The organism is Pseudomonas sp. 37 R 15, from assembly GCF_900004865.1.
Taxonomy (GTDB): Bacteria; Pseudomonadota; Gammaproteobacteria; order Pseudomonadales; family Pseudomonadaceae; genus Aquipseudomonas; species Aquipseudomonas fluorescens_AM.
Genome location: NZ_CVTV01000020.1, coordinates 268,324 through 288,025, shown reverse-complemented (window position 1 = coordinate 288,025; position 19,702 = coordinate 268,324). Strand labels below are relative to the sequence as shown.

At 60.1% G+C, this 19,702-nt stretch carries 17 protein-coding genes; 7 read left to right on the top strand and 10 right to left on the bottom strand.

Features of this window, described 5'->3' with window-relative positions:
• Positions 1-349: 349 nt before the first annotated feature.
• Positions 350-910, bottom strand: a complete 561-nt coding sequence (locus tag BFQ04_RS06530; protein WP_065950096.1) for a HutD/Ves family protein — start codon at positions 908-910, stop codon at positions 350-352.
• Complete coding sequence (gene hutC / locus BFQ04_RS06525) at positions 907-1,617, bottom strand: histidine utilization repressor (RefSeq protein WP_244658066.1); 711 nt, start codon at positions 1,615-1,617, stop codon at positions 907-909. The genes BFQ04_RS06530 and hutC overlap by 4 nt, the downstream gene beginning before the upstream one ends.
• Positions 1,618-1,764: 147 nt before the next feature.
• Here hutC and BFQ04_RS06520 point away from each other — a divergent pair, with 147 nt between their 5' ends.
• Positions 1,765-3,129 (top strand): formimidoylglutamate deiminase, encoded by a 1,365-nt coding sequence (locus tag BFQ04_RS06520; protein WP_065950094.1) that lies wholly within the window; start codon positions 1,765-1,767, stop codon positions 3,127-3,129.
• 129 nt (positions 3,130-3,258) lie between these two features.
• Here the strand turns inward: BFQ04_RS06520 and BFQ04_RS06515 are convergent, their stop codons facing one another.
• The 4 genes from BFQ04_RS06515 to BFQ04_RS06500 all read right to left on the bottom strand — a co-directional run bounded on the left by BFQ04_RS06515 (position 3,259) and on the right by BFQ04_RS06500 (position 8,065).
• The gene (locus BFQ04_RS06515) at positions 3,259-3,828 is read right to left on the bottom strand and encodes a lipocalin family protein (protein WP_065950093.1); all 570 of its coding nucleotides are present in this window, start codon (positions 3,826-3,828) and stop codon (positions 3,259-3,261) included.
• 30 nt (positions 3,829-3,858) lie between these two features.
• Positions 3,859-4,113, bottom strand: coding sequence for a lipoprotein (locus BFQ04_RS06510; protein ID WP_033897714.1), 255 nt, complete (start codon positions 4,111-4,113; stop codon positions 3,859-3,861).
• Between the two features lie 223 nt (positions 4,114-4,336).
• A complete protein-coding gene (locus BFQ04_RS06505; protein WP_065885744.1) occupies positions 4,337-5,344 on the bottom strand; it encodes a class 1 fructose-bisphosphatase in 1,008 nt (335 codons plus the stop codon).
• Positions 5,345-5,614: 270 nt separating this feature from the next.
• Complete coding sequence (locus tag BFQ04_RS06500; protein ID WP_065950092.1) at positions 5,615-8,065, bottom strand: glycogen/starch/alpha-glucan phosphorylase; 2,451 nt, start codon at positions 8,063-8,065, stop codon at positions 5,615-5,617.
• 228 nt (positions 8,066-8,293) lie between these two features.
• Here BFQ04_RS06500 and BFQ04_RS06495 point away from each other — a divergent pair, with 228 nt between their 5' ends.
• Entirely contained in the window at positions 8,294-8,728 is a 435-nt protein-coding gene (locus tag BFQ04_RS06495; RefSeq protein ID WP_065950091.1) for a YkgJ family cysteine cluster protein, read from the top strand.
• Between the two features lie 193 nt (positions 8,729-8,921).
• Here BFQ04_RS06495 and typA read toward each other — a convergent pair whose 3' ends face one another.
• Positions 8,922-10,742: a translational GTPase TypA gene (gene typA / locus BFQ04_RS06490; protein ID WP_034117299.1), complete on the bottom strand. Its 1,821-nt coding sequence runs from the start codon at positions 10,740-10,742 to the stop codon at positions 8,922-8,924.
• A gap of 139 nt (positions 10,743-10,881) precedes the next feature.
• Positions 10,882-12,336: a tRNA uracil 4-sulfurtransferase ThiI gene (gene thiI, locus BFQ04_RS06485; protein ID WP_065950090.1), complete on the bottom strand. Its 1,455-nt coding sequence runs from the start codon at positions 12,334-12,336 to the stop codon at positions 10,882-10,884.
• Positions 12,337-12,669: 333 nt separating this feature from the next.
• Between thiI and glnA the strand changes: the two genes are divergently transcribed.
• The 4 genes from glnA to ntrC all read left to right on the top strand — a co-directional run bounded on the left by glnA (position 12,670) and on the right by ntrC (position 17,736).
• Positions 12,670-14,076: a glutamate--ammonia ligase gene (gene glnA / locus BFQ04_RS06480; RefSeq protein ID WP_034117297.1), complete on the top strand. Its 1,407-nt coding sequence runs from the start codon at positions 12,670-12,672 to the stop codon at positions 14,074-14,076.
• Between the two features lie 240 nt (positions 14,077-14,316).
• Positions 14,317-14,853, top strand: coding sequence for a chorismate mutase (locus BFQ04_RS06475; protein ID WP_065950089.1), 537 nt, complete (start codon positions 14,317-14,319; stop codon positions 14,851-14,853).
• Between the two features lie 364 nt (positions 14,854-15,217).
• The gene (gene glnL / locus BFQ04_RS06470) at positions 15,218-16,303 is read left to right on the top strand and encodes a nitrogen regulation protein NR(II) (protein WP_057724492.1); all 1,086 of its coding nucleotides are present in this window, start codon (positions 15,218-15,220) and stop codon (positions 16,301-16,303) included.
• The gene (gene ntrC, locus BFQ04_RS06465) at positions 16,300-17,736 is read left to right on the top strand and encodes a nitrogen regulation protein NR(I) (protein ID WP_065950088.1); all 1,437 of its coding nucleotides are present in this window, start codon (positions 16,300-16,302) and stop codon (positions 17,734-17,736) included. The genes glnL and ntrC overlap by 4 nt, the downstream gene beginning before the upstream one ends.
• A 451-nt stretch (positions 17,737-18,187) precedes the next feature.
• On the opposite strand, the gene BFQ04_RS06460 is transcribed toward ntrC, so the two are convergent.
• Positions 18,188-18,628, bottom strand: coding sequence for a hypothetical protein (locus tag BFQ04_RS06460; protein ID WP_065950087.1), 441 nt, complete (start codon positions 18,626-18,628; stop codon positions 18,188-18,190).
• On the opposite strand from BFQ04_RS06460, the gene BFQ04_RS06455 reads away from it, so the two are divergent.
• Positions 18,627-19,082 (top strand): tRNA (cytidine(34)-2'-O)-methyltransferase, encoded by a 456-nt coding sequence (locus tag BFQ04_RS06455; protein ID WP_065950086.1) that lies wholly within the window; start codon positions 18,627-18,629, stop codon positions 19,080-19,082. The genes BFQ04_RS06460 and BFQ04_RS06455 overlap by 2 nt on opposite strands.
• A gap of 119 nt (positions 19,083-19,201) precedes the next feature.
• On the opposite strand, the gene secB is transcribed toward BFQ04_RS06455, so the two are convergent.
• Positions 19,202-19,681 (bottom strand): protein-export chaperone SecB, encoded by a 480-nt coding sequence (gene secB / locus BFQ04_RS06450; RefSeq protein WP_065950085.1) that lies wholly within the window; start codon positions 19,679-19,681, stop codon positions 19,202-19,204.
• Positions 19,682-19,702: the final 21 nt, after the last annotated feature.

Here is a 19,702-nt window from a genome sequence, read left to right as displayed (position 1 = left end):
CGAAGGAGACTCTTACGCACACATCTTTACTTGTATGTACAAGCATATGCAATCGAGCGGCCAACTTTTCGGAAGCGTGGTCTGGATTTTTTTGCACAATGCGTGCGAGCCTTGAAAATCAAGGCTTTCAAGCATGATGAAATTTCTTATGGAAGAATTTGCGGCGGGGAAAATGTGTCACGACAGCATGGCTTTGCGTCACGCTGGGGCATTCGGTAACAATTTGGTGCATAGCCTGGAAACGCCGCAGAAACAAATGTGGGAGGGGGCTTGCCCCCGATTGCAGAGTGTCAGCCACCAGATCTTTGGCTGATTCACCGCTATCGGGGGCAAGCCCCCTCCCACATTTTTAACCGCGCTGTGTCAGTTCGATCAGGCAGCAGCGACCACTGACCGAGATATCCAGCAAGCCGGTGTTACCGTCTACTTGCAGGCAATCGTGATGGCCGAGCTTCTCGCCCAGCACGGTCACTTCATCCGCCACGCTGAACACCAGCACCGTCCGGGCCGTGCTGAAAAAGCGCTGCACGCCATCCACCCACTGCAAGCGCGCATGGTAACGCTCAGGCGAGTAGATCAGGTTGAAATCGCGAATCGGCCCGGTGATCAGGCGGCACGACACCTGGCTGTCACCGGCAAAGGCGAACGGCTGCAGCGGTAACAGACCACGCTGTTCCTCACCGTCGACGGTCAAGACCATGCCCGCGCCCTTGATCACCGTAATCACGCGCTGGTAGCCGGCGAAGGTGGAGAAACCGCCTGACTCGGCAATATCGGCAATCGACAGGCGCCAGCCGAAACCATCCAGGCCGGTGCCGGCATCGCGGGTGATTTCTTCGGTACTGCCGCCGCCGTTCTTCCACGGCATGCGCACGTAGTCGGCGGCGCGCCAGACGTTGACTGAACTCATTTGCTGAAGCGTCCTTCGAGGCTGTGGCGGGAACCGGGGTGAATCAAGCGCGCGGCCGTGACCGGCTGGCGGCCGGACCAGGTACGCCGGCGAATCAACAGGCAGGGCTCGCTCGGCTCGATCTGCAGCAGCTTGCACTCGGCAGCATCGGCGAGGATCGCTTCAACCACATGCTCGCCTTCGGTCAGCGGTGCGACCTGGTTGAGGTAGGCGTAGGGCGTTTGCCGGGTGAAATCCTGCTGCAAGTATTCCGGGGCGACCAGGGCGTTGACGAAACGATCTTCGATCTGCACCGGAATGTCATTTTCGAAATGCACGATCAACGAGTGAAACACCCGCCCGCCTTCGCGCATTTCCAGAGCGACGGCACGTTCGGAACCTGCCGCTTCCTCGCCCAGGGTGATGACTTGGCACGTATGGCGATGGCCCCTGGAGGCGATCTCATCGGCAATGTTGTGCACTTCAAACAGCGCCGACTGACTCTTGGGCTCGGCGACGAACGTACCCACACCCTGCATGCGCACCAGCAACCCTTCGGCCGTCAGCTCGCGCAACGCGCGGTTGATGGTCATGCGGCTGAAGCCCAGTTGGCTGACCAGTTCGCTCTCCGACGGCACGCGATAATGGGGCGGCCAGTTGCCGCTGAGGATCTGCTGGCTGATCATCTGTTTGACGCGGGCATACAAGGGCGCCGGACTTTCGTCCATGTGGGCAGCCAGCGAGGAGTTGGCGGGCGGAGTCGGCACAGGGAATCCTTGCAGGAGGAAAAGATGCATAGATTGCCGGAGTTTACCGAGCAGGCAAACGTCTGTATATGTATATACAAATAAACACACGACCGGGGTGACTTGATCATGTCCGCATTTTTTGCCGAACGCGCGCTGCTGCCTGATGGATGGGCCAATGATGTACGTCTTGAAACCGGCGCCGATGGCCGGCTGACGAAGGTAGAGGCCAATGCCACGGCAGACGGCGCCGAGCGGCTGAGGGGCCCGGTACTGGCCGGCATGCCGAACCTGCATTCCCACGCCTTCCAGCGCGCCATGGCGGGCCTGGCCGAAGTGGCAGGCAATCCGAACGACAGTTTCTGGACCTGGCGCGACCTGATGTACCGCATGGTCGGCAAAATCAGCCCGGACCAGTTGCAGGTCATCGCCCGCCAGCTGTACATCGAAATGCTCAAGGCCGGCTACACCTCGGTGGCCGAGTTTCACTATGTACACCACGACGTCAGCGGCCAGCCCTATGCCGACCGCACAGAGCTGTCGCGCCAGATCAGCCAGGCAGCCGCCAGCAGCGGGATCGGCTTGACGCTGCTGCCGGTGCTTTATACGCATTCGGGGTTCGGTGGCCAGGCCCCCAACGACGGGCAGCGCCGGTTTATCAACAGCACCGAACACTACCTGGATTTGCAGGCGCGCTTGCAGCCGATACTCGCTGCACAACCAGCGCAGCACCTGGGCCTGTGCTTCCACTCCCTGCGGGCGGTCACGCCCGAGCAGATCAAGCAAGTGCTGGCCGCCAGCGACAAGGCTTGTCCAGTGCACATCCACATTGCCGAACAGCAGAAGGAAGTCGACGACTGCCTGGCCTGGAGCGGCAAACGCCCGCTGCAGTGGCTGTATGACCATGTCGACGTGAATGAACGCTGGTGCCTGGTGCATGCCACGCATGCCGACCCCGACGAAGTGACGCGTATGGCCAGGAGTCGGGCGATTGCCGGATTGTGCCTGACCACCGAAGCCAACCTGGGCGATGGCATTTTCCCGGCCGTGGATTTCCTCGCCCAGGGTGGGCGCATGGGTATCGGCTCCGACAGCCATGTGTCACTGAGCGTGGTGGAAGAATTGCGTTGGCTGGAATACGGCCAGCGTTTGCGCGATCAGCGGCGCAACCGTCTGTATCGCGACAACCAGCCGATGGTGGGCCGCACGCTGTTCGATGCGGCACTGGACGGTGGTGCACAAGCGCTGGGGCAGCCGATTGGCCGCCTGGAAGTGGGCAAGCGTGCGGACTGGATCGTGCTGGACGGTAACGATCCGTACCTGGCCACGGCCAGTGAGGACGGGATTCTCAATCGCTGGCTGTTTGCCGGTGGCGACCGGCAAGTGCGCGATGTACTGGTCAACGGCCAGTGGGTGGTGCGCGATGGGCATCATGCTGGCGAAGAAGACAGCAGCCGGGCGTTCACCCAGGTCTTGAAGGATTTGTTGAGCTGACAAGCGACACATAACAAATGTGGGAGGGGGCTTGCCCCCGATTGCTGTGTGTCAGCCAGCTCATCTGATACTGACACACCGCTATCGGGGGCAAGCCCCCTCCCACATTTTGATTTGTGTGATCCCGGGTTACTGCGACGTCTTCGCCATCTGCTTGTCCGACGTACGCCAGATCAACCGCGTAGTGTCATACCCCTGCTGCCGCGCCCTGCTCAGGAGGTCTTCACGGGTTTCGGCGCTTACCGTCGGCGTACGCGACAGGATCCACATATATCGCCGGCTCGGGCTGCCGACGATGGCGGTCTTGTAGTCATCGCTGACATACAGCACCCAGTAATCGCCCTTGGCGACGCCGGGCAGTAACGAGGTAAACCAGTTGTCGAATTCCACCCAGAGCTTGTCGGTCTTGCCCGGCACCTGCGGCGTGGCCGTGCCTTTGGCTTCCTGCCATGTCCATTCAGGCGTCAGGCAGCGGTTGAACACCGACATGTCGCCATCGGGCAGCAAGGTGTAGCGCGCTTCGGACTGCGCACAGTTGCGCTGGAAGTACATCGGCAAGCGGGCCAGCTCATACCAGGTGCCCTGGTAACGCTTGAGGTTGACGTGACTCGCGGTCTTGGGTTGCAGATCATCGCCAGAATGGCTGGCACAGCCCGCCAAAAACAGGCTGGCGCAAAGGAACACAACAAAACGCATCATTCTTCTTCTCCCGCAGGCTCGCGCCCCGGTTTACTTCAGGCCTTGCCCGGAAAACATCAGAACCTTGTCACCGGCATACTGCACGCTGATAAAGCTGTTTTTATCGCCCCAGGTGCAACTGGACATGCCCAGTGCGCCGGAACAATCGGTCGGCTTGCCCAGCAACGACTCCACCTCGGCCTTGGCCATGCCAGCCGACAGCTTCTGGTAATTTTCTTGGTTGACCTTGCTGCAAGCGGCTAGCAGCACGCAAAAAGCCAGCAGGGCGAGACGGCGTAAAGACATGGAAAAGCTCCTGGAGAGACAAAGCAGCTGGGGTATCTGCCAGAAGCTTAGAAGGGAAAAGAGGTGTCTGGTTCCCGACGAGCGAAAACAAAAAAGCCCCGAAAACGCTGAAACGTTTCGGGGCTCAGGGTAGGAGTGATCGTGCTCGCGAAGAACGTTAATGATGACGCGGGCTGTCTGGATATCCGCGTTGTCTGTCAGCTTTTCGCGAGCACGCTCGCTCCTACTTGTGATAAGCCGTCACACGCTCAACTTCTTCCTTCGAACCCAGGAAAACCGCCACCCGCTGGTGCAGGCCTTCGGGCTGGATATCGAGGATGCGCTGGTGGCCGTCAGTGGACGCACCGCCCGCTTGCTCAACCAGGAACGACATCGGGTTGGCTTCGTACATCAGGCGCAGCTTGCCCGGCTTGGACGGCTCGCGGCTGTCACGTGGGTACATGAACAGGCCGCCACGCGTCAGGATGCGGTGCACGTCGGCCACCATGGCCGCGACCCAGCGCATGTTGAAGTTTTTCTTCAACGGGCCTTCTTCGCCTTCCATCAATTCGTTGACATAGCGTTTCACCGGTTCTTCCCAGTGACGCTGGTTGGACATGTTGATCGCGAATTCCTGGGTGGAGGCAGGAATGGAGATGTCTTCGTGGGTGAGTACGAAGCTGCCCATTTCGCGGTCCAGGGTGAACCCCTTGACGCCATCGCCCAGGGTCAGGACCAGCATGGTCTGTGGGCCGTAGATCGCGTAACCGGCGGCGACCTGCTCGGTGCCGGGCTGCAGGAAGGCCTTTTCGTTCAGGGCTTCGTTCTGGCTCAGGTATTCGTTCGGGCAACGCAGTACCGAGAAGATGGTGCCGACCGGTGCGTTGATGTCGATGTTGGACGAGCCGTCCAGTGGGTCGAATACCAGCAGGTACGCGCCTTTCGGGTATTTACCCGGGATCTGATAGGCATTGTCCATTTCTTCGGACGCCATGCCGGCCAGGTGACCGCCCCATTCGTTGGCTTCGAGCAGGATTTCGTTGGAGATCACGTCGAGCTTCTTCTGCACTTCGCCCTGCACGTTTTCAGTGCCCATGCTGCCCAGGACACCACCCAGTGCGCCTTTGGACACGGCGTGGCTGATTTCCTTACAGGCACGCGCCACCACTTCGATAAGGAAGCGCAGATCGGCAGGCGTGTTGTTGCTGCGGGTCTGCTCGATCAAATAGCGACTCAAGGTAACGCGGGACATGGAAGGCTCCGGAGAATGGGGGGGGCTGAAAACCCGCGCAGTTTAACGCGAGTCGGGGCGTATTTCCTCTAATCAGAGGATTTAACGCCAATAGAGTTCAAGGCTTGGCGCAACGGCTATCTCCAATCACGCGACGTGTCACGCTGTATATACGCAGAACCCAATGTGGGAGGGGGCTTGCCCCCGATAGCGGTGTGCCAGTCGACACCTCTGTAAACTGACACTGCGCAATCGGGGGCAAGCCCCCTCCCACATGTTGTACTGCGGTGGTTAGTCGAGGGCTTTCCAGATTTCGGTGGCGTATTCGCGGATGGTACGGTCCGAGCTGAACCAGCCCATCCGCGCCGTGTTCAACACCGCCGAGCGCCACCAGGCCTTGGAGTCGTGCCAATGGGCCTCGACCCGCGCCTGGGCGTCCCAGTAAGAGTCGAAGTCGGCACACACCAGGAAGCGGTCGTAGTCGATCAGCCCGTCGATCAAGCCCACATACCGACCCGGATCGTCTGGTGAGAACACCCCGCCACGGATTGCTTGCAGCACATCATTCAAGCGATGGGACGCCGCAATTTCCGGCCCGGCATTGAACTCACCGGCATGCTTGCGCGCTTCTACCTGCTGGGCACTGAGACCGAAGATAAACATGTGCTCGGCGCCCACGCGCTCGTGCATCTCCACGTTGGCGCCGTCCATGGTGCCGATGGTCAGCGCGCCGTTGAGGCCGAACTTCATGTTACTGGTACCCGACGCCTCGAAACCGGCGGTGGAAATCTGCTCCGACAGATCCGCCGCCGGAATGATGCTTTCCGCCAGGCTGACGTTGTAGTTGGGCAGGAACACCACCTTGAGCAAGCCGCGCACGGTTGGGTCGTTGTTGACGGTGCGGGCGATGTCGTTGGTCAGCTTGATGATCAGCTTGGCCTGGTGATAACTCGCCGCCGCCTTGCCGGCAAAGATTTTCACCCGCGGCACCCAATCGACTTCCGGCTCGGCGCGGATCGCCTGATACAGCGCCACGGTGTGCAGCAGATTGAGCAGCTGGCGCTTGTACTCGTGGATCCTTTTGACCTGCACGTCGAACATCGCCGCCGGGTTCACCGAAATGCCCAGGCGCTCATGGATGATGTCGGCCAGCGCCCGCTTGCTGTGCAGACGTTGGTCGGCAAAGGCTTTGCGGAAGGTCTGTTTCTCGGCGAAGGTTTCCAGCTCGCCCAGGCGCGTTTCCATGGTGTCGAGAATGTCCGGGCCCAGCGCGCCTACCAACATATTGGTGAGCTGGGGGTTGGCCTGGTACAGCCAGCGACGGAAGGTGATGCCGTTGGTTTTGTTGTTGATGCGCTCCGGGTAGAGCTTATGCAGTTCGGAAAACACCGTGCTGCGCATCAGCTGGGTGTGCAGTCCGGACACGCCGTTGACGCTGTGGGAACCGAGGAATGCCAGGTTGCCCATGCGCACGCGACGGCCGTTGTCTTCTTCGATCAATGACACCGCGCGCAGCACGTCGAAGTCATGAACCCCCTTGGCGCGCAGCGAGTCGATGTGCTGGGCGTTGATCAGGTAGATAATCTGCATGTGCCGGGGCAGCATGCGTTCCATCAAGCCGACAGGCCAGGTTTCCAACGCCTCGGGCAGCAAGGTGTGGTTCGTGTAGGAAAGCGTTTCGACGGTGACGTCCCACGCGGCCTCCCAAGGGATGTCATGCAGGTCAACTAATTGGCGCATCAACTCGGCCACGGCGATGGACGGGTGAGTATCGTTGAGCTGGATGGCGGCGTGTTCGCCCAGGCTCAGCACCGAGCCGTGCATGTTCTTGTGGCGGCGCAGCAAGTCTTGCAACGAGGCGGAAACGAAGAAGTATTCCTGGCGCAGGCGCAGTTCCTGCCCCGCTTCGGTGCTGTCGGCCGGGTAAAGCACGCGGGAGATGCTTTCGGCGCGGGCCACCTCGGCCACGGCGCCCAAGTGGTCACCGGCGTTGAAGCGCTCCAGGTGCAGGTCTTCCACCGCGCGGGCACGCCACAGGCGCAGCGTGTTGACGCTGGCGCCACGCCAGCCGACTACCGGGGTGTCATAGGCCACCGCACGTACGGTTTCGCTGGGCGACCACACCTGAATCATCTTGCCGGACGCGTCCGCCAGGGTTTCCACGCTGCCACCGAAACCGATCGGGTAGATCACTTCGGCGCGTTCGAACTCCCACGGGTTGCCGAAATCCAGCCAGCGTTCGGTCTGCTCCTGCTGCCAGCCATCGACAATCGCCTGGCGGAACAAGCCGTGCTCGTAACGAATGCCATAACCGTGACCGGCAATGCCCAGGGTCGACATACTTTCCATGAAGCACGCCGCCAGGCGGCCCAGGCCACCGTTGCCAAGCGCCGCATCGGGTTCGAGCAGGCGGATGCGCTCAAGGTCGACGCCGAGCTCGGACAGGGCTTCGCGAGCGATCTCCAACACGCCAAGGTTGCTCAGGCTGTCGTAGAGCAAGCGGCCGATAAGAAATTCCAGTGAGAGGTAATAGACCCGCTTCTGGCCTTTGCGGTAGATGCGCCGCGTATGGTCCATCCAGTGATCGACCATCTGGTCGCGTGCGGCCAGGGCAATGGCCTCGAACCAGTCATGGTCGAAGGCGTGGTCCGGGTCCTTGCCCACCGCGTAGGTGAGTTTGGTCAAGACGGCATCGCGAAATGCGGCGACCTCTGCTTCTCGTGCAAGTGGTTCCTGAGACATCAATTGCGACCTCGGGCGAGATAGAAGGAGTTGCTAGAGCCTAGACGGTCTGACAGACGGTAGACGCTCTGGTTCGTCAGTTTTTTAACTCATTCACGGTTGCGTGAATTTGATGCAGAGGTCGTGCCCGATCGCCGTTCGCGCAGAAACCCTGAAAAGATTGTTCAAAAAACCACCAATCCCGGTATGATCGCGCGCCCGGATACAGCCCCACCTTTTGGAACCCCGATGAAGCCTCAACTGATCGCCGCCGCGGAACTCGACCGTCTCGAGACCTGGCAGAAATATTCCGCCCACATGTGCGGGGGCTGCGTGTCCAGCTGCTGCACGCTGCCGGTCGAAGTGAAGATCAAGGACCTGATCCGCATCGGCATCGTCGATGAGTTCGAGCGCGGCGACCCACCGAAGAACATCGCCAAGCGTTTGCAGAAGGAAGGCATCGTCGAGCGCTACAACAACAAATCCGAGATTTTTACCCTGCAGCGCATGAGCAACAATGATTGCCTGTACCTGGATCGTAAGACGCGCTTCTGCACTATTTATGACAAGCGCCCGGATACCTGCCGCAATCACCCCAAGATCGGGCCACGGCCGGGGTATTGCGCGTACAAGCCCAAGGAAGTGGTGCGCGAGACCCATTTCAAGACTCTCGATAAGTTCTGAGCCGGGTTTTGCGGCGCTCTTGAGGGCCTCATCGGGGGCAAGCCCCCTCCCACATTTTGATCTGTGAACACATTCAAGTGTGGGAGGGGGCTTGCCCCCGATAGGGCCGGCACAGCCACCACACAAACAGCAGGCATAAAAAAACGCCCCCGGCCTTTCGACCGGGGGCGTTTTTCATTCAGCCTGAGTTAACTCAGTTCTTGGCTTTCTTGGCAGCGCGGGTACGCTCGCCTTCGTCCAGGATCTTCTTACGCAGGCGGATCGACTTAGGCGTGACTTCACACAGCTCGTCGTCCTGGATGAATTCCAGGGCCTGTTCCAGGGTGAAGCGAACAGGTGGAACCAGAGCGATGGTTTCGTCTTTACCCGAAGCACGCATGTTGTCGAGCTTCTTGCCTTTGGTTGGGTTGACGCCCATGTCGTTGTCACGGCTGTTCAGACCAACGATCTGACCGTTGTAGATCTCTTGACCGTGTTCAACGAACAGCTTGCCACGCGCCTGGAGAGTTTCCAGGGAGTAGGTCAGCGCCTTGCCGGTTTCTACCGATACCAGAACACCGTTCTGACGACCGGACATGTCGCCGGACTTCATGGTGTCGTAGCGATCGAAGATCGAGGTCAGGATGCCAGCACCGTTGGTCAGGGTCAGGAACTGGTTACGGAAACCGATCAGACCACGCGCAGGGATGTTGTATTCCAGACGTACACGGCCTTTGCCATCCGGCACCATGTTGGTCAGGTCGCCCTTACGCAGGCCCATCTCTTCCATGACCTTGCCCTGGGATTCTTCAGGGGTGTCGATGGTGACGTTTTCGAACGGTTCCTGCTTCACGCCGTCAACCTGACGGATGATCACTTCCGGACGACCAACACCCATTTCGAAGCCTTCGCGACGCATGGTTTCGATCAGTACCGAGAGGTGCAGCTCACCACGGCCGGAGACCTTGAACTTGTCGGCCGAGTCGCCTTCTTCAACGCGCAGGGCAACGTTGTACAGCAGCTCTTTGTCCAGACGCTCCTTGATGTTACGGGAGGTCACGAACTTGCCTTCCTTACCGCAGAACGGCGAGTCGTTTACCTGGAAGGTCATGGAAACGGTTGGCTCGTCGACGGTCAGAGGCTTCATCGCCTCGACGGTGTCCGGCTGGCACAGGGTGTCGGAGATGAACAGCGAGTCCATACCGCTGACGCACACGATGTCGCCGGCGAAGGCTTCTTCAACGTCGATACGGTGCAGGCCGTGGTGACCCATCAGCTTCAGGATACGACCGTTGCGCTTCTTGCCGTCGGCGCCGATGGCAACAACCGGGGTGTTCGGCTTGACGCTGCCACGCGCGATACGACCAACGCCGATAACACCCAGGAAGCTGTTGTAGTCCAGTGCCGAGATTTGCATCTGGAACGGACCGTCACGATCAACCTTCGGTGGTGGAACGTGGTCAACGATGGCCTGGTACAGCGGGGTCATGTCTTCAGCCATGGCGGTGTGTTCCAGACCGGCAATGCCGTTCAGGGCCGAGGCGTAGATAACCTGGAAATCCAGTTGTTCTTCGGTAGCGCCGAGGTTGTCGAACAGGTCGAAGATCTGGTCCAGAACCCAGTCCGGACGCGCGCCTGGACGGTCAACCTTGTTGATGCACACGATCGGACGCAGGCCGGCTTCGAACGCCTTCTTGGTCACGAAACGGGTTTGCGGCATAGGGCCGTCTTGAGCGTCAACCAGCAGCAGAACGGAGTCGACCATCGACATTACGCGTTCAACTTCGCCGCCGAAGTCGGCGTGGCCCGGGGTGTCCACGATGTTGATGTGGTAGCCGTTCCAGTTGATGGCGGTGTTTTTCGCCAGGATGGTAATACCGCGCTCTTTTTCCTGGTCGTTGGAGTCCATCACGCGCTCGTCGTTGAGCTCGTTGCGCTCCAGGGTGCCGGATTGACGCAGGAGTTTGTCTACCAGGGTGGTTTTACCATGGTCAACGTGAGCAATGATGGCGATGTTACGTAGATTTTCGATCACTTGTGTATCTCGATCAGAGGATTCGGTGTGCTGACAGGTCGTGGCAGCGATTAACAGTAGAGTCAGGCCTTGCCGTTACAGCTTGACGGCAGAGTCGGGGGGCCGGTGACGCAGGCCACAGGCAAACAGCCCCGGGCTCTTAGCTCGGTCGATAAACGCGCACATTGGCATGTCCCTCACTGAGCAAATGGTGGGCATGCAGGCGACTCATCACGCCTTTGTCGCAATACAGCAGGTACTGACGGCTGTCATCCAGTTCCTTGAAACGCGCGTTCAATGCATAAAACGGCAGCGTTTGTACGTCGACGCCAGGAATCTCCAGCGGCTCGTCTTCGGCGGCATCCGGGTGACGGATGTCGACGATGATCTGGCCGGCCAGGGCTTCGCTGACTTCTTCGATCTGCACATCCTGGCCCAGCTCGTCGATGACGCGATCGATCGGGACCAGTTTGGCGTTCTCGAGCGCACGCTCCAGAATCGCCATGTCGAACTGTTGTTCTTCATACTCCACGCGGTTGCGCTTGGCGTGGGTCTTGGGGTTCACCGAAATGACCCCGCAATACTCGGGCATATGCTTGGCAAAGTCGGCGGTGCCGATTTCTTCTGCCAGGTCGATGATGTCCTGCTTGTGGCTGGCGATCAGCGGGCGCAGCACCAGCTTCTCGGTCACGCAGTCGATCAACGACAGGTTCGGCAACGTCTGGCTGGACACCTGGGAGATCGCCTCACCGGTCACCAGCGCATCGATCTGCAACTGGTCGGCGATCCGGGACGCAGCGCGCAACATCATACGCTTCAATACCACGCCCATATGACTGTTATCGACTTTGCCGAGAATTTCGCCCAGCACTTCCTCGAACGGCACGCTTACAAATAGCACGCGTTGGGAGCTGCCGTACTTCTTCCAGATAAAGTGCGCCACTTCCATCACGCCCAATTCGTGTGCACGACCGCCCAGGTTGAAGAAGCAGAAGTGGCTCATCAGGCCGCGCCGCATGATCTGGTAGGCCGCGACCGTGGAATCGAAACCGCCGGACATCAACACCAGAGTCTGTTCCAGGGCGCCCAGCGGGTAGCCGCCGATGCTGTCGTGCTGGCTGTGGATCACAAACAACCGTTGGTCGCGAATTTCCATGCGCACTTCAATTTGCGGCGCTTTGAGGGAAATTCCGGCGGCGCCGCATTCGCGACGCAGCTTGCTGCCGACGTATTTCTCCACATCCATGGAGCTGAACGGATGCTTGCCGGCGCGCTTGCAACGCACCGAAAAAATCTTGCCGGCAAGCTCACCACCGAAGTGCAGCTTGCACTTCTCGGTGATGTCGTCGAAGTCGCCCAGCGGGTACTCGTCCACTTGCAGGAAATGCGCGATACCCGGCATGCAGCTCAGGCGCTCGGTCATGTCCTTCAAGGCTTTGGCGTCGGTCAGGCGGGTTTCCAGCTCGAGATTGTCCCACACGCCGTTCACCACCACAGCCGGGTCCAGATCGCGGAGCACGGCACGGATGTTCTTGGCCAACTGACGGATGAAACGCATCCGTACCGGTCGGCTCTTGATGGTGATCTCGGGGAAGACTTTAACGATTAATTTCATGGAAACAGCGCGCGCCGGGCCTGCTGAAAAAGGGGGGCGCGGATTATAGCGGAAATCGCTCAAGGTTTAACCAGTTAATATGCATCGCATGTGCTGCGCACCAAAACAGGTCATTTTCGCCAAATAACGCTACATTGCGGTGCGCTATTTATCGCCCATTGGCCGTTTGCACCGTTATAGGGGCCATTTTGAAGCAAAAAGACCATGTTGGCGCACTGGCATGCAATTTGCTCTCTTGTGAGGCAGGTTGCCTTGGCGGAGTATCCGCGCCGGCATCACCCAAATTCTAAGGGCTAACTCCACTACCAAGCCCGAAGCCACCCGGAGGACACCATGTCGAAGTCGGTTCAACTCATCAAAGATCATGACGTTAAATGGATTGATCTGCGCTTCACGGACACCAAAGGTACTCAGCACCACGTGACCATGCCGGCTCGCGACGCGCTGGATGATGCTTTCTTCGAAGAAGGCAAGATGTTCGACGGTTCCTCCATCGCTGGCTGGAAAGGCATCGAAGCCTCCGACATGATCCTGATGCCGGACGACAGCACTGCCGTCCTCGACCCGTTCACCGAAGACCCAACCCTGATCATCGTCTGCGACGTGATCGAGCCTTCGACCATGCAAGGCTACGACCGCGACCCACGTGCGATCGCCAAGCGTGCCGAGGAATACCTGAAGTCGACCGGTATCGGCGACACCGTATTCGTGGGCCCGGAGCCTGAATTCTTCATCTTCGATTCGGTCAAGTTCAAGTCCGACATCTCCGGTTCCATGTTCAAAATCTTCTCCGAACAAGGCTCGTGGATGTCCGACCAGGACATCGAAGGCGGCAACAAAGGCCACCGTCCAGGTATCAAGGGTGGCTACTTCCCGGTTCCGCCATTCGACCACGACCACGAAATCCGTACCTCCATGTGCAACGCCATGGAAGAGATGGGCCTGGTCATCGAAGTTCACCACCACGAAGTGGCGACTGCCGGCCAGAACGAAATCGGTGTGAAGTTCAACACCCTGGTCGCCAAGGCTGACGAAGTCCAGACCCTGAAGTACTGCGTACACAACGTGGCGGATGCCTACGGCCGTACTGCTACCTTCATGCCCAAGCCGCTGTACGGCGATAACGGTTCGGGTATGCACGTTCACCTGTCCATCGCTAAAGAAGGCAAGAACACCTTCGCTGGCGAAGGTTATGCCGGCCTGTCCGACACCGCCCTGTACTTCATCGGCGGCATCATCAAGCACGGTAAGGCCCTGAACGGCTTCACCAACCCGTCGACCAACTCCTACAAGCGTCTGGTGCCAGGTTTCGAAGCGCCGGTCATGCTGGCTTACTCGGCCCGTAACCGTTCCGCCTCGATCCGTATTCCTTACGTGTCCAGCCCGCGTGCTCGCCGTATCGAAGCCCGCTTCCCGGACCCGGCAGCCAACCCGTACCTGGCCTTCGCTGCGCTGGTCATGGCTGGCCTGGACGGTATCCAGAACAAGATCCACCCTGGCGACGCCGCCGATAAAAACTTGTATGACCTGCCGCCTGAAGAGGCCAAAGAGATCCCACAAGTGTGCGGCAGCCTGAAAGAAGCCCTGGAAGAGCTGGACAAGGGCCGTGCGTTCCTGACCAAGGGCGGCGTATTCAGCGACGACTTCATCGATGCCTACATCGAGCTCAAAAGCGAAGAAGAAATCAAGGTTCGCACCTTCGTACACCCACTGGAATACGAGCTGTACTACAGCTGCTGATCCGGTAGCGCTGCTTAAGGTGGCGTGATGAAAAAGACCTCCTGCGGGAGGTCTTTTTTTTGCCTGGCGTTAGCCGGCCGGGGCGTGGCGGTCGAGCATTTTGCCGACCACCGAGGTGCCCAGACCACTGTAGAAGCGAGCTTGCTCGCGAAAAACTCCAAGACACCGCATTTCTTCAACATTTACGCGTTATCGTTAGCGACCTTCGCGAGCAAGCTCGCTCCTACAGGGGGACCTCCTTTGAAATGTCGATTCGTATTTGCCTTGATGCTTGTCAGCGTCACCGCCAGCGCTGCGCCGCCGACGCTCGAACCCTTGCTCAACAGCATCGCCGAGCGCCTGGAGATTGCCGACCAGGTCGCCCTGAGCAAATGGGACAGCCACAAGCCTGTGGAAGACAAAAAGCGCGAGCAGGAAGTGATCGCCAGCGTCATCGCCCAAGCCCCGAGCTACAAGCTTGAGCCCGCCGCGGCCGAGCAGTTTTTCTCAGCGCAGATCGAGGCAAACAAACTGGTGCAATACACCCACCTGTCCGACTGGCAGTTCCAGGGCAAGGCCCCCGACGATCCGCGCCCTGACCTGGTCAAACAGATTCGCCCGCAGCTGGATGAACTGCAAAAACGCCTGCTGCAACAACTGGCCGACTTCACCCCGCAGCGTACCGACTCGCAATGCCCGCAGTGGCTCGCCGAGGCGGTGCATGAGCCACTGAATGACCCGCTGCGCCAACTGGCGATGATCCGCGCCACCGCCGAGCTGTGCATATACAAAGGCTAGCCCTGTAAACCCAATTAAAAGTGTGGGAGGGGGCTTGCCCCTGATGGCAGTGGTTCAGTTGATGGATAGGCTGACTGACACCCTGCTATCGGGGGCAAGCCCCCTCCCACATTTGGATCGCATCCATCCCTGACAGCCTGCTCCAAGTCGCACTATATTGGTGCGACAGGTTGCACCCCTACTGCAGCCACAGCCCATTTTGGTTCGATTCTTCCCGAGCAGGCTGGCAGAACGCCACAGTTTCGCGCCTCAACCCCCTATTTCGTGGGTTTAACGCTTCTTTTCGGAGCCTTGGTTTGTTTTTTGCATTTTCCTTGTATCAGCGTGTGCCTCAAGCCTGCGCCTTGCTCCAAAAGAGGTCCCGATGACCATCAGCGATGCACTGCACCGTTTGTTACTCGACAACCTGACCACCGCGACCATCCTGCTCAATGCCGACTTGCGCCTTGAGTACATGAACCCCGCGGCGGAGATGCTCCTGGCGATCAGTGGCCAGCGCAGCCATGGGCAGTTCATCAGCGAATTGTTCACCGAGTCGGCCGAAGCCTTGAGCTCGTTGCGCCAGGCCGTGGAGCAGGCGCACCCGTTCACCAAGCGCGAAGCGATGCTCACCGCCCTGACCGGGCAGACGCTGACCGTCGACTATGCGGTGACGCCGATCCTGAGCAATGGCGCCACCCTGCTGCTGCTCGAAGTGCACCCTCGCGACCGCCTGCTGCGCATCACCAAGGAAGAGGCGCAACTGTCCAAGCAGGAAACCAGCAAGATGCTGGTGCGTGGCCTGGCCCATGAGATCAAGAACCCCCTGGGCGGCATTCGCGGCGCGGCGCAGTTGCTGGCCCGCGAGCTGCCGGAGGAGCATCTCAAGGACTACACCAACGTCATCATCGAAGAGGCCGACCGCCTGCGTAACCTGGTGGACCGCATGCTCGGCTCCAACAAGCTGCCGTCCCTGGCCATGACCAACGTGCACGAAGTGCTGGAGCGCGTCTGCCAACTGGTCGACGCCGAAAGCCAGGGCTGCATCACCCTGGTGCGCGACTACGACCCGAGCATTCCCGACGTCTTGATCGACCGCGAGCAAATGATCCAGGCGGTGCTCAACATCGTGCGCAACGCCATGCAGGCCATCAGCAGCCAGAACGAGTTGCGCCTGGGCCGTATCAGCCTGCGCACCCGCGCGCTGCGCCAGTTCACCATTGGCCACGTACGCCATCGCCTGGTGACCAAGGTCGAGATCATCGACAACGGCCCGGGCATCCCGGCCGAACTGCAGGAAACCATCTTCTTCCCCATGGTCAGCGGCCGCCCGGACGGTACCGGGCTGGGCCTGGCCATTACCCAGAACATCATCAGCCAGCACCAGGGCCTGATCGAATGTGAGAGCCATCCCGGCCACACCACGTTCTCGATCTTCCTGCCATTGGAACAAGGAGCCCCCACGACATGAGCCGTAGTGAAACTGTCTGGATCGTCGATGACGACCGTTCTATCCGCTGGGTCCTGGAGAAAGCCTTGCAACAGGAAGGCATGACCACCCAGAGCTTCGACAGCGCCGACGGCGTGATGAGCCGCCTGGCTCGCCAGCAGCCGGACGTGATCATCTCCGATATCCGCATGCCCGGCGCCAGCGGCCTGGACTTGCTGGCGCGCATTCGCGAACAGCACCCGCGCCTGCCAGTGATCATCATGACGGCGCACTCGGACCTGGACAGCGCCGTTGCGTCCTACCAGGGCGGCGCCTTTGAGTACCTGCCCAAGCCGTTCGATGTGGATGAGGCGGTGGCGCTGGTCAAGCGCGCCAACCAGCACGCCCAGGAGCAACAGAACCAGGAAGCCCCGCCGGCCCTGACCCGCACCCCGGAGATCATCGGCGAAGCGCCGGCGATGCAGGAAGTGTTTCGTGCCATCGGGCGCTTGAGCCATTCCAACATCACCGTGCTGATCAACGGCGAATCGGGTACCGGTAAAGAACTGGTGGCCCACGCCCTGCACCGTCACAGCCCTCGGGCAGCCTCGCCGTTCATTGCGCTGAACATGGCCGCTATCCCGAAGGACTTGATGGAGTCCGAGCTGTTCGGCCATGAAAAAGGCGCGTTCACCGGCGCGGCCAACCTGCGCCGTGGGCGCTTTGAACAGGCCGACGGCGGCACCTTGTTCCTCGACGAGATCGGCGACATGCCGGCCGATACCCAGACCCGTCTACTGCGGGTGCTGGCGGACGGCGAGTTCTATCGGGTGGGCGGCCACACGCCGGTCAAGGTGGATGTACGCATCATCGCAGCCACGCACCAGAACCTGGAAACCCTGGTGCACGCCGGCAAATTCCGTGAGGACTTGTTCCACCGCCTCAACGTGATCCGCATCCATATCCCGCGCATGTCGGACCGCCGCGAAGACATCCCCACCCTCGCCCGCCACTTCCTCAGCCGCGCCGCCCAGGAACTGGCCGTGGAGCCGAAGCTGCTCAAAAGCGAGACCGAGGAATACCTCAAGCACCTGCCATGGCCCGGTAACGTACGCCAGCTGGAGAACACCTGCCGCTGGATCACGGTGATGGCGTCCGGGCGCGAAGTGCACATCAGCGACCTGCCGCCGGAGCTGCTGAGCCTGCCGCAGGACTCGGCCCCCGTGACCAACTGGGAACAGGCGCTGCGTCAATGGGCCGACCAGGCCCTGGCACGCGGCCAGTCGAACCTGCTCGACAGCGCTGTACCGGCGTTCGAGCGGATCATGATCGAGACCGCGCTCAAGCACACCGCCGGCCGCCGCCGCGATGCCGCCGTGCTGCTGGGTTGGGGGCGTAACACCCTCACGCGCAAGATCAAGGAACTGGGGATGAAGGTGGATGGCGGGGATGACGACGACAGCGACGACGCCTGATCATCGCTCTCTGAGCCACTGAAAATCCAATGTGGGAGGGGGCTTGCCCCCGATGGCGGTCGGTCAGCTACAGATAGGCTGGCTGATGCACCGCTATCGGGGGCAAGCCCCCTCCCACATTTGGATCTTCACAAGATTTGAGGGTTGTGCACTGCTTCAATGCACCATGAACCGGCATTGGGCACGGGCCCGGTACCTGAAAGATCGTTATCGCTGAAGAATTCTCGACAGCTGAAACCGACAAAGCCCCGAATTCCGGGGCTTTGCGCTTTCTTGCAAGTTTTTATGGGGCTAATTGCAAACTCTGGCACGCCCCCTGCAATAACCCTGGTACTACCCAGTTTCGGGGACCTTGGTACAGGCAGGCCGAGAATCCCCTCTTTAACACCGAAGCCCCTGGCTTCACCCCGTTTTGGGAGCCCTGGTACAGGCAGGCCGGGAACTCCCTCTTTTATTGCTCATGGAGATGGATCTCCAGCCGCCAGCGGTCATCGACCTCCTGGCCCTTCCACTCGCCACGCAATGGCCGGGCCGCCACCAGGTTGAGCAGCAAACCGCCGTCGGTCTTGCGCACGCGCCAGTTCACATCCTTGTCATTGACCTTCAGTTGCCCATTGGCAGCCTTGCCTTGCGCGTCCAACAGCAGCGCCACGGTGCCGTCGATATGCTCGCCGTGCAGCTTCGGCTCGCGGTTGAACCACACCACCACACCGTCCGCCACAGGCTCTACCTGTTGCAACTCGACCGGTTGCGGGGTGGTCAGGCGCCCGATCATCAAGCCCACCATCAAGCCGACGATCGCCAGTGAGCCCAATACCCTGGGCAATAGCTTCGGCCTTGGGTCGTCTTCGGGGGTAGAATGCAGCGCATCTTTGCCTTCGGAGCCGTGCATGTTTCACGTCATCCTTTTTCAACCAGAAATTCCGCCGAATACCGGCAACGTTATCAGGCTGTGCGCCAACAGTGGCTGCCACCTGCATTTGATCGAACCGCTGGGCTTCGACATGGACGATAAACGCCTGCGTCGCGCCGGACTGGATTACCACGAGTACGCCACCCTCCAGCGCCACGCCGACCTGGCCAGTTGCCTGGACAGCCTGGGCCAGCCACGTGTGTTCGCGTTCACCACCAAGGGCTCGCGGCCTTTTCATGATGCCAGCTTTGCCGAGGGCGACGCGTTTCTGTTCGGCCCGGAGAGCCGGGGCCTGCCGGCCGAGGTACTCGATGCCCTGCCTGATGGCCATCGCCTGCGCTTGCCGATGCGCGAGGGCTGCCGCAGCCTGAACCTGTCCAACACCGTCGCCGTCGCCGTCTACGAAGGCTGGCGTCAACTCGGTTTCAAGTAACACACATAGCAAATGTGGGAGGGGGCTTGCCCCCGATGGCGGTGTATCAGCCAGCATACCTGTAGCTGACCCACCGCCATCGGGGGCAAGCCCCCTCCCACATTTTTTACCGCATCGACTTACTGAACCGTCGGCGCACCTTCCTGTTGCATGCGCTGCAGCTCTTGGGCGTACAGGGCATCGAAGTTCACCGGCGCCAGCATCAGCGCCGGGAACGAGCCACGGGTGACCAGGCTGTCCAGGGTCTCACGGGCGTACGGGAACAGGATGTTCGGGCAGAACGCGCCCAGGGTGTGGCTCATGGACGCTTCGTCCAGGCCCTGGATCAGGAAGATACCGGCCTGCTGCACTTCAGCGATGAAGGCCACTTCTTCGCCGTTCTTGACGGTGACCGACAGGGTCAGCACGACTTCGTGGAAGTCACCTTCCAGGGATTTCTGGCGAGTGTTCAGGTCCAGCGCGACACTTGGGGTCCATTCCTGGCGAAAGATCGCCGGGCTCTTCGGCGCTTCGAACGACAGGTCACGCACGTAGATGCGCTGCAGCGAAAACTGTGGGCCTTGGTCTTGCGCTGCTTCGGGGTTCTGTTGGTCAGTCATCGCAGATCCTTCTTTATCTTG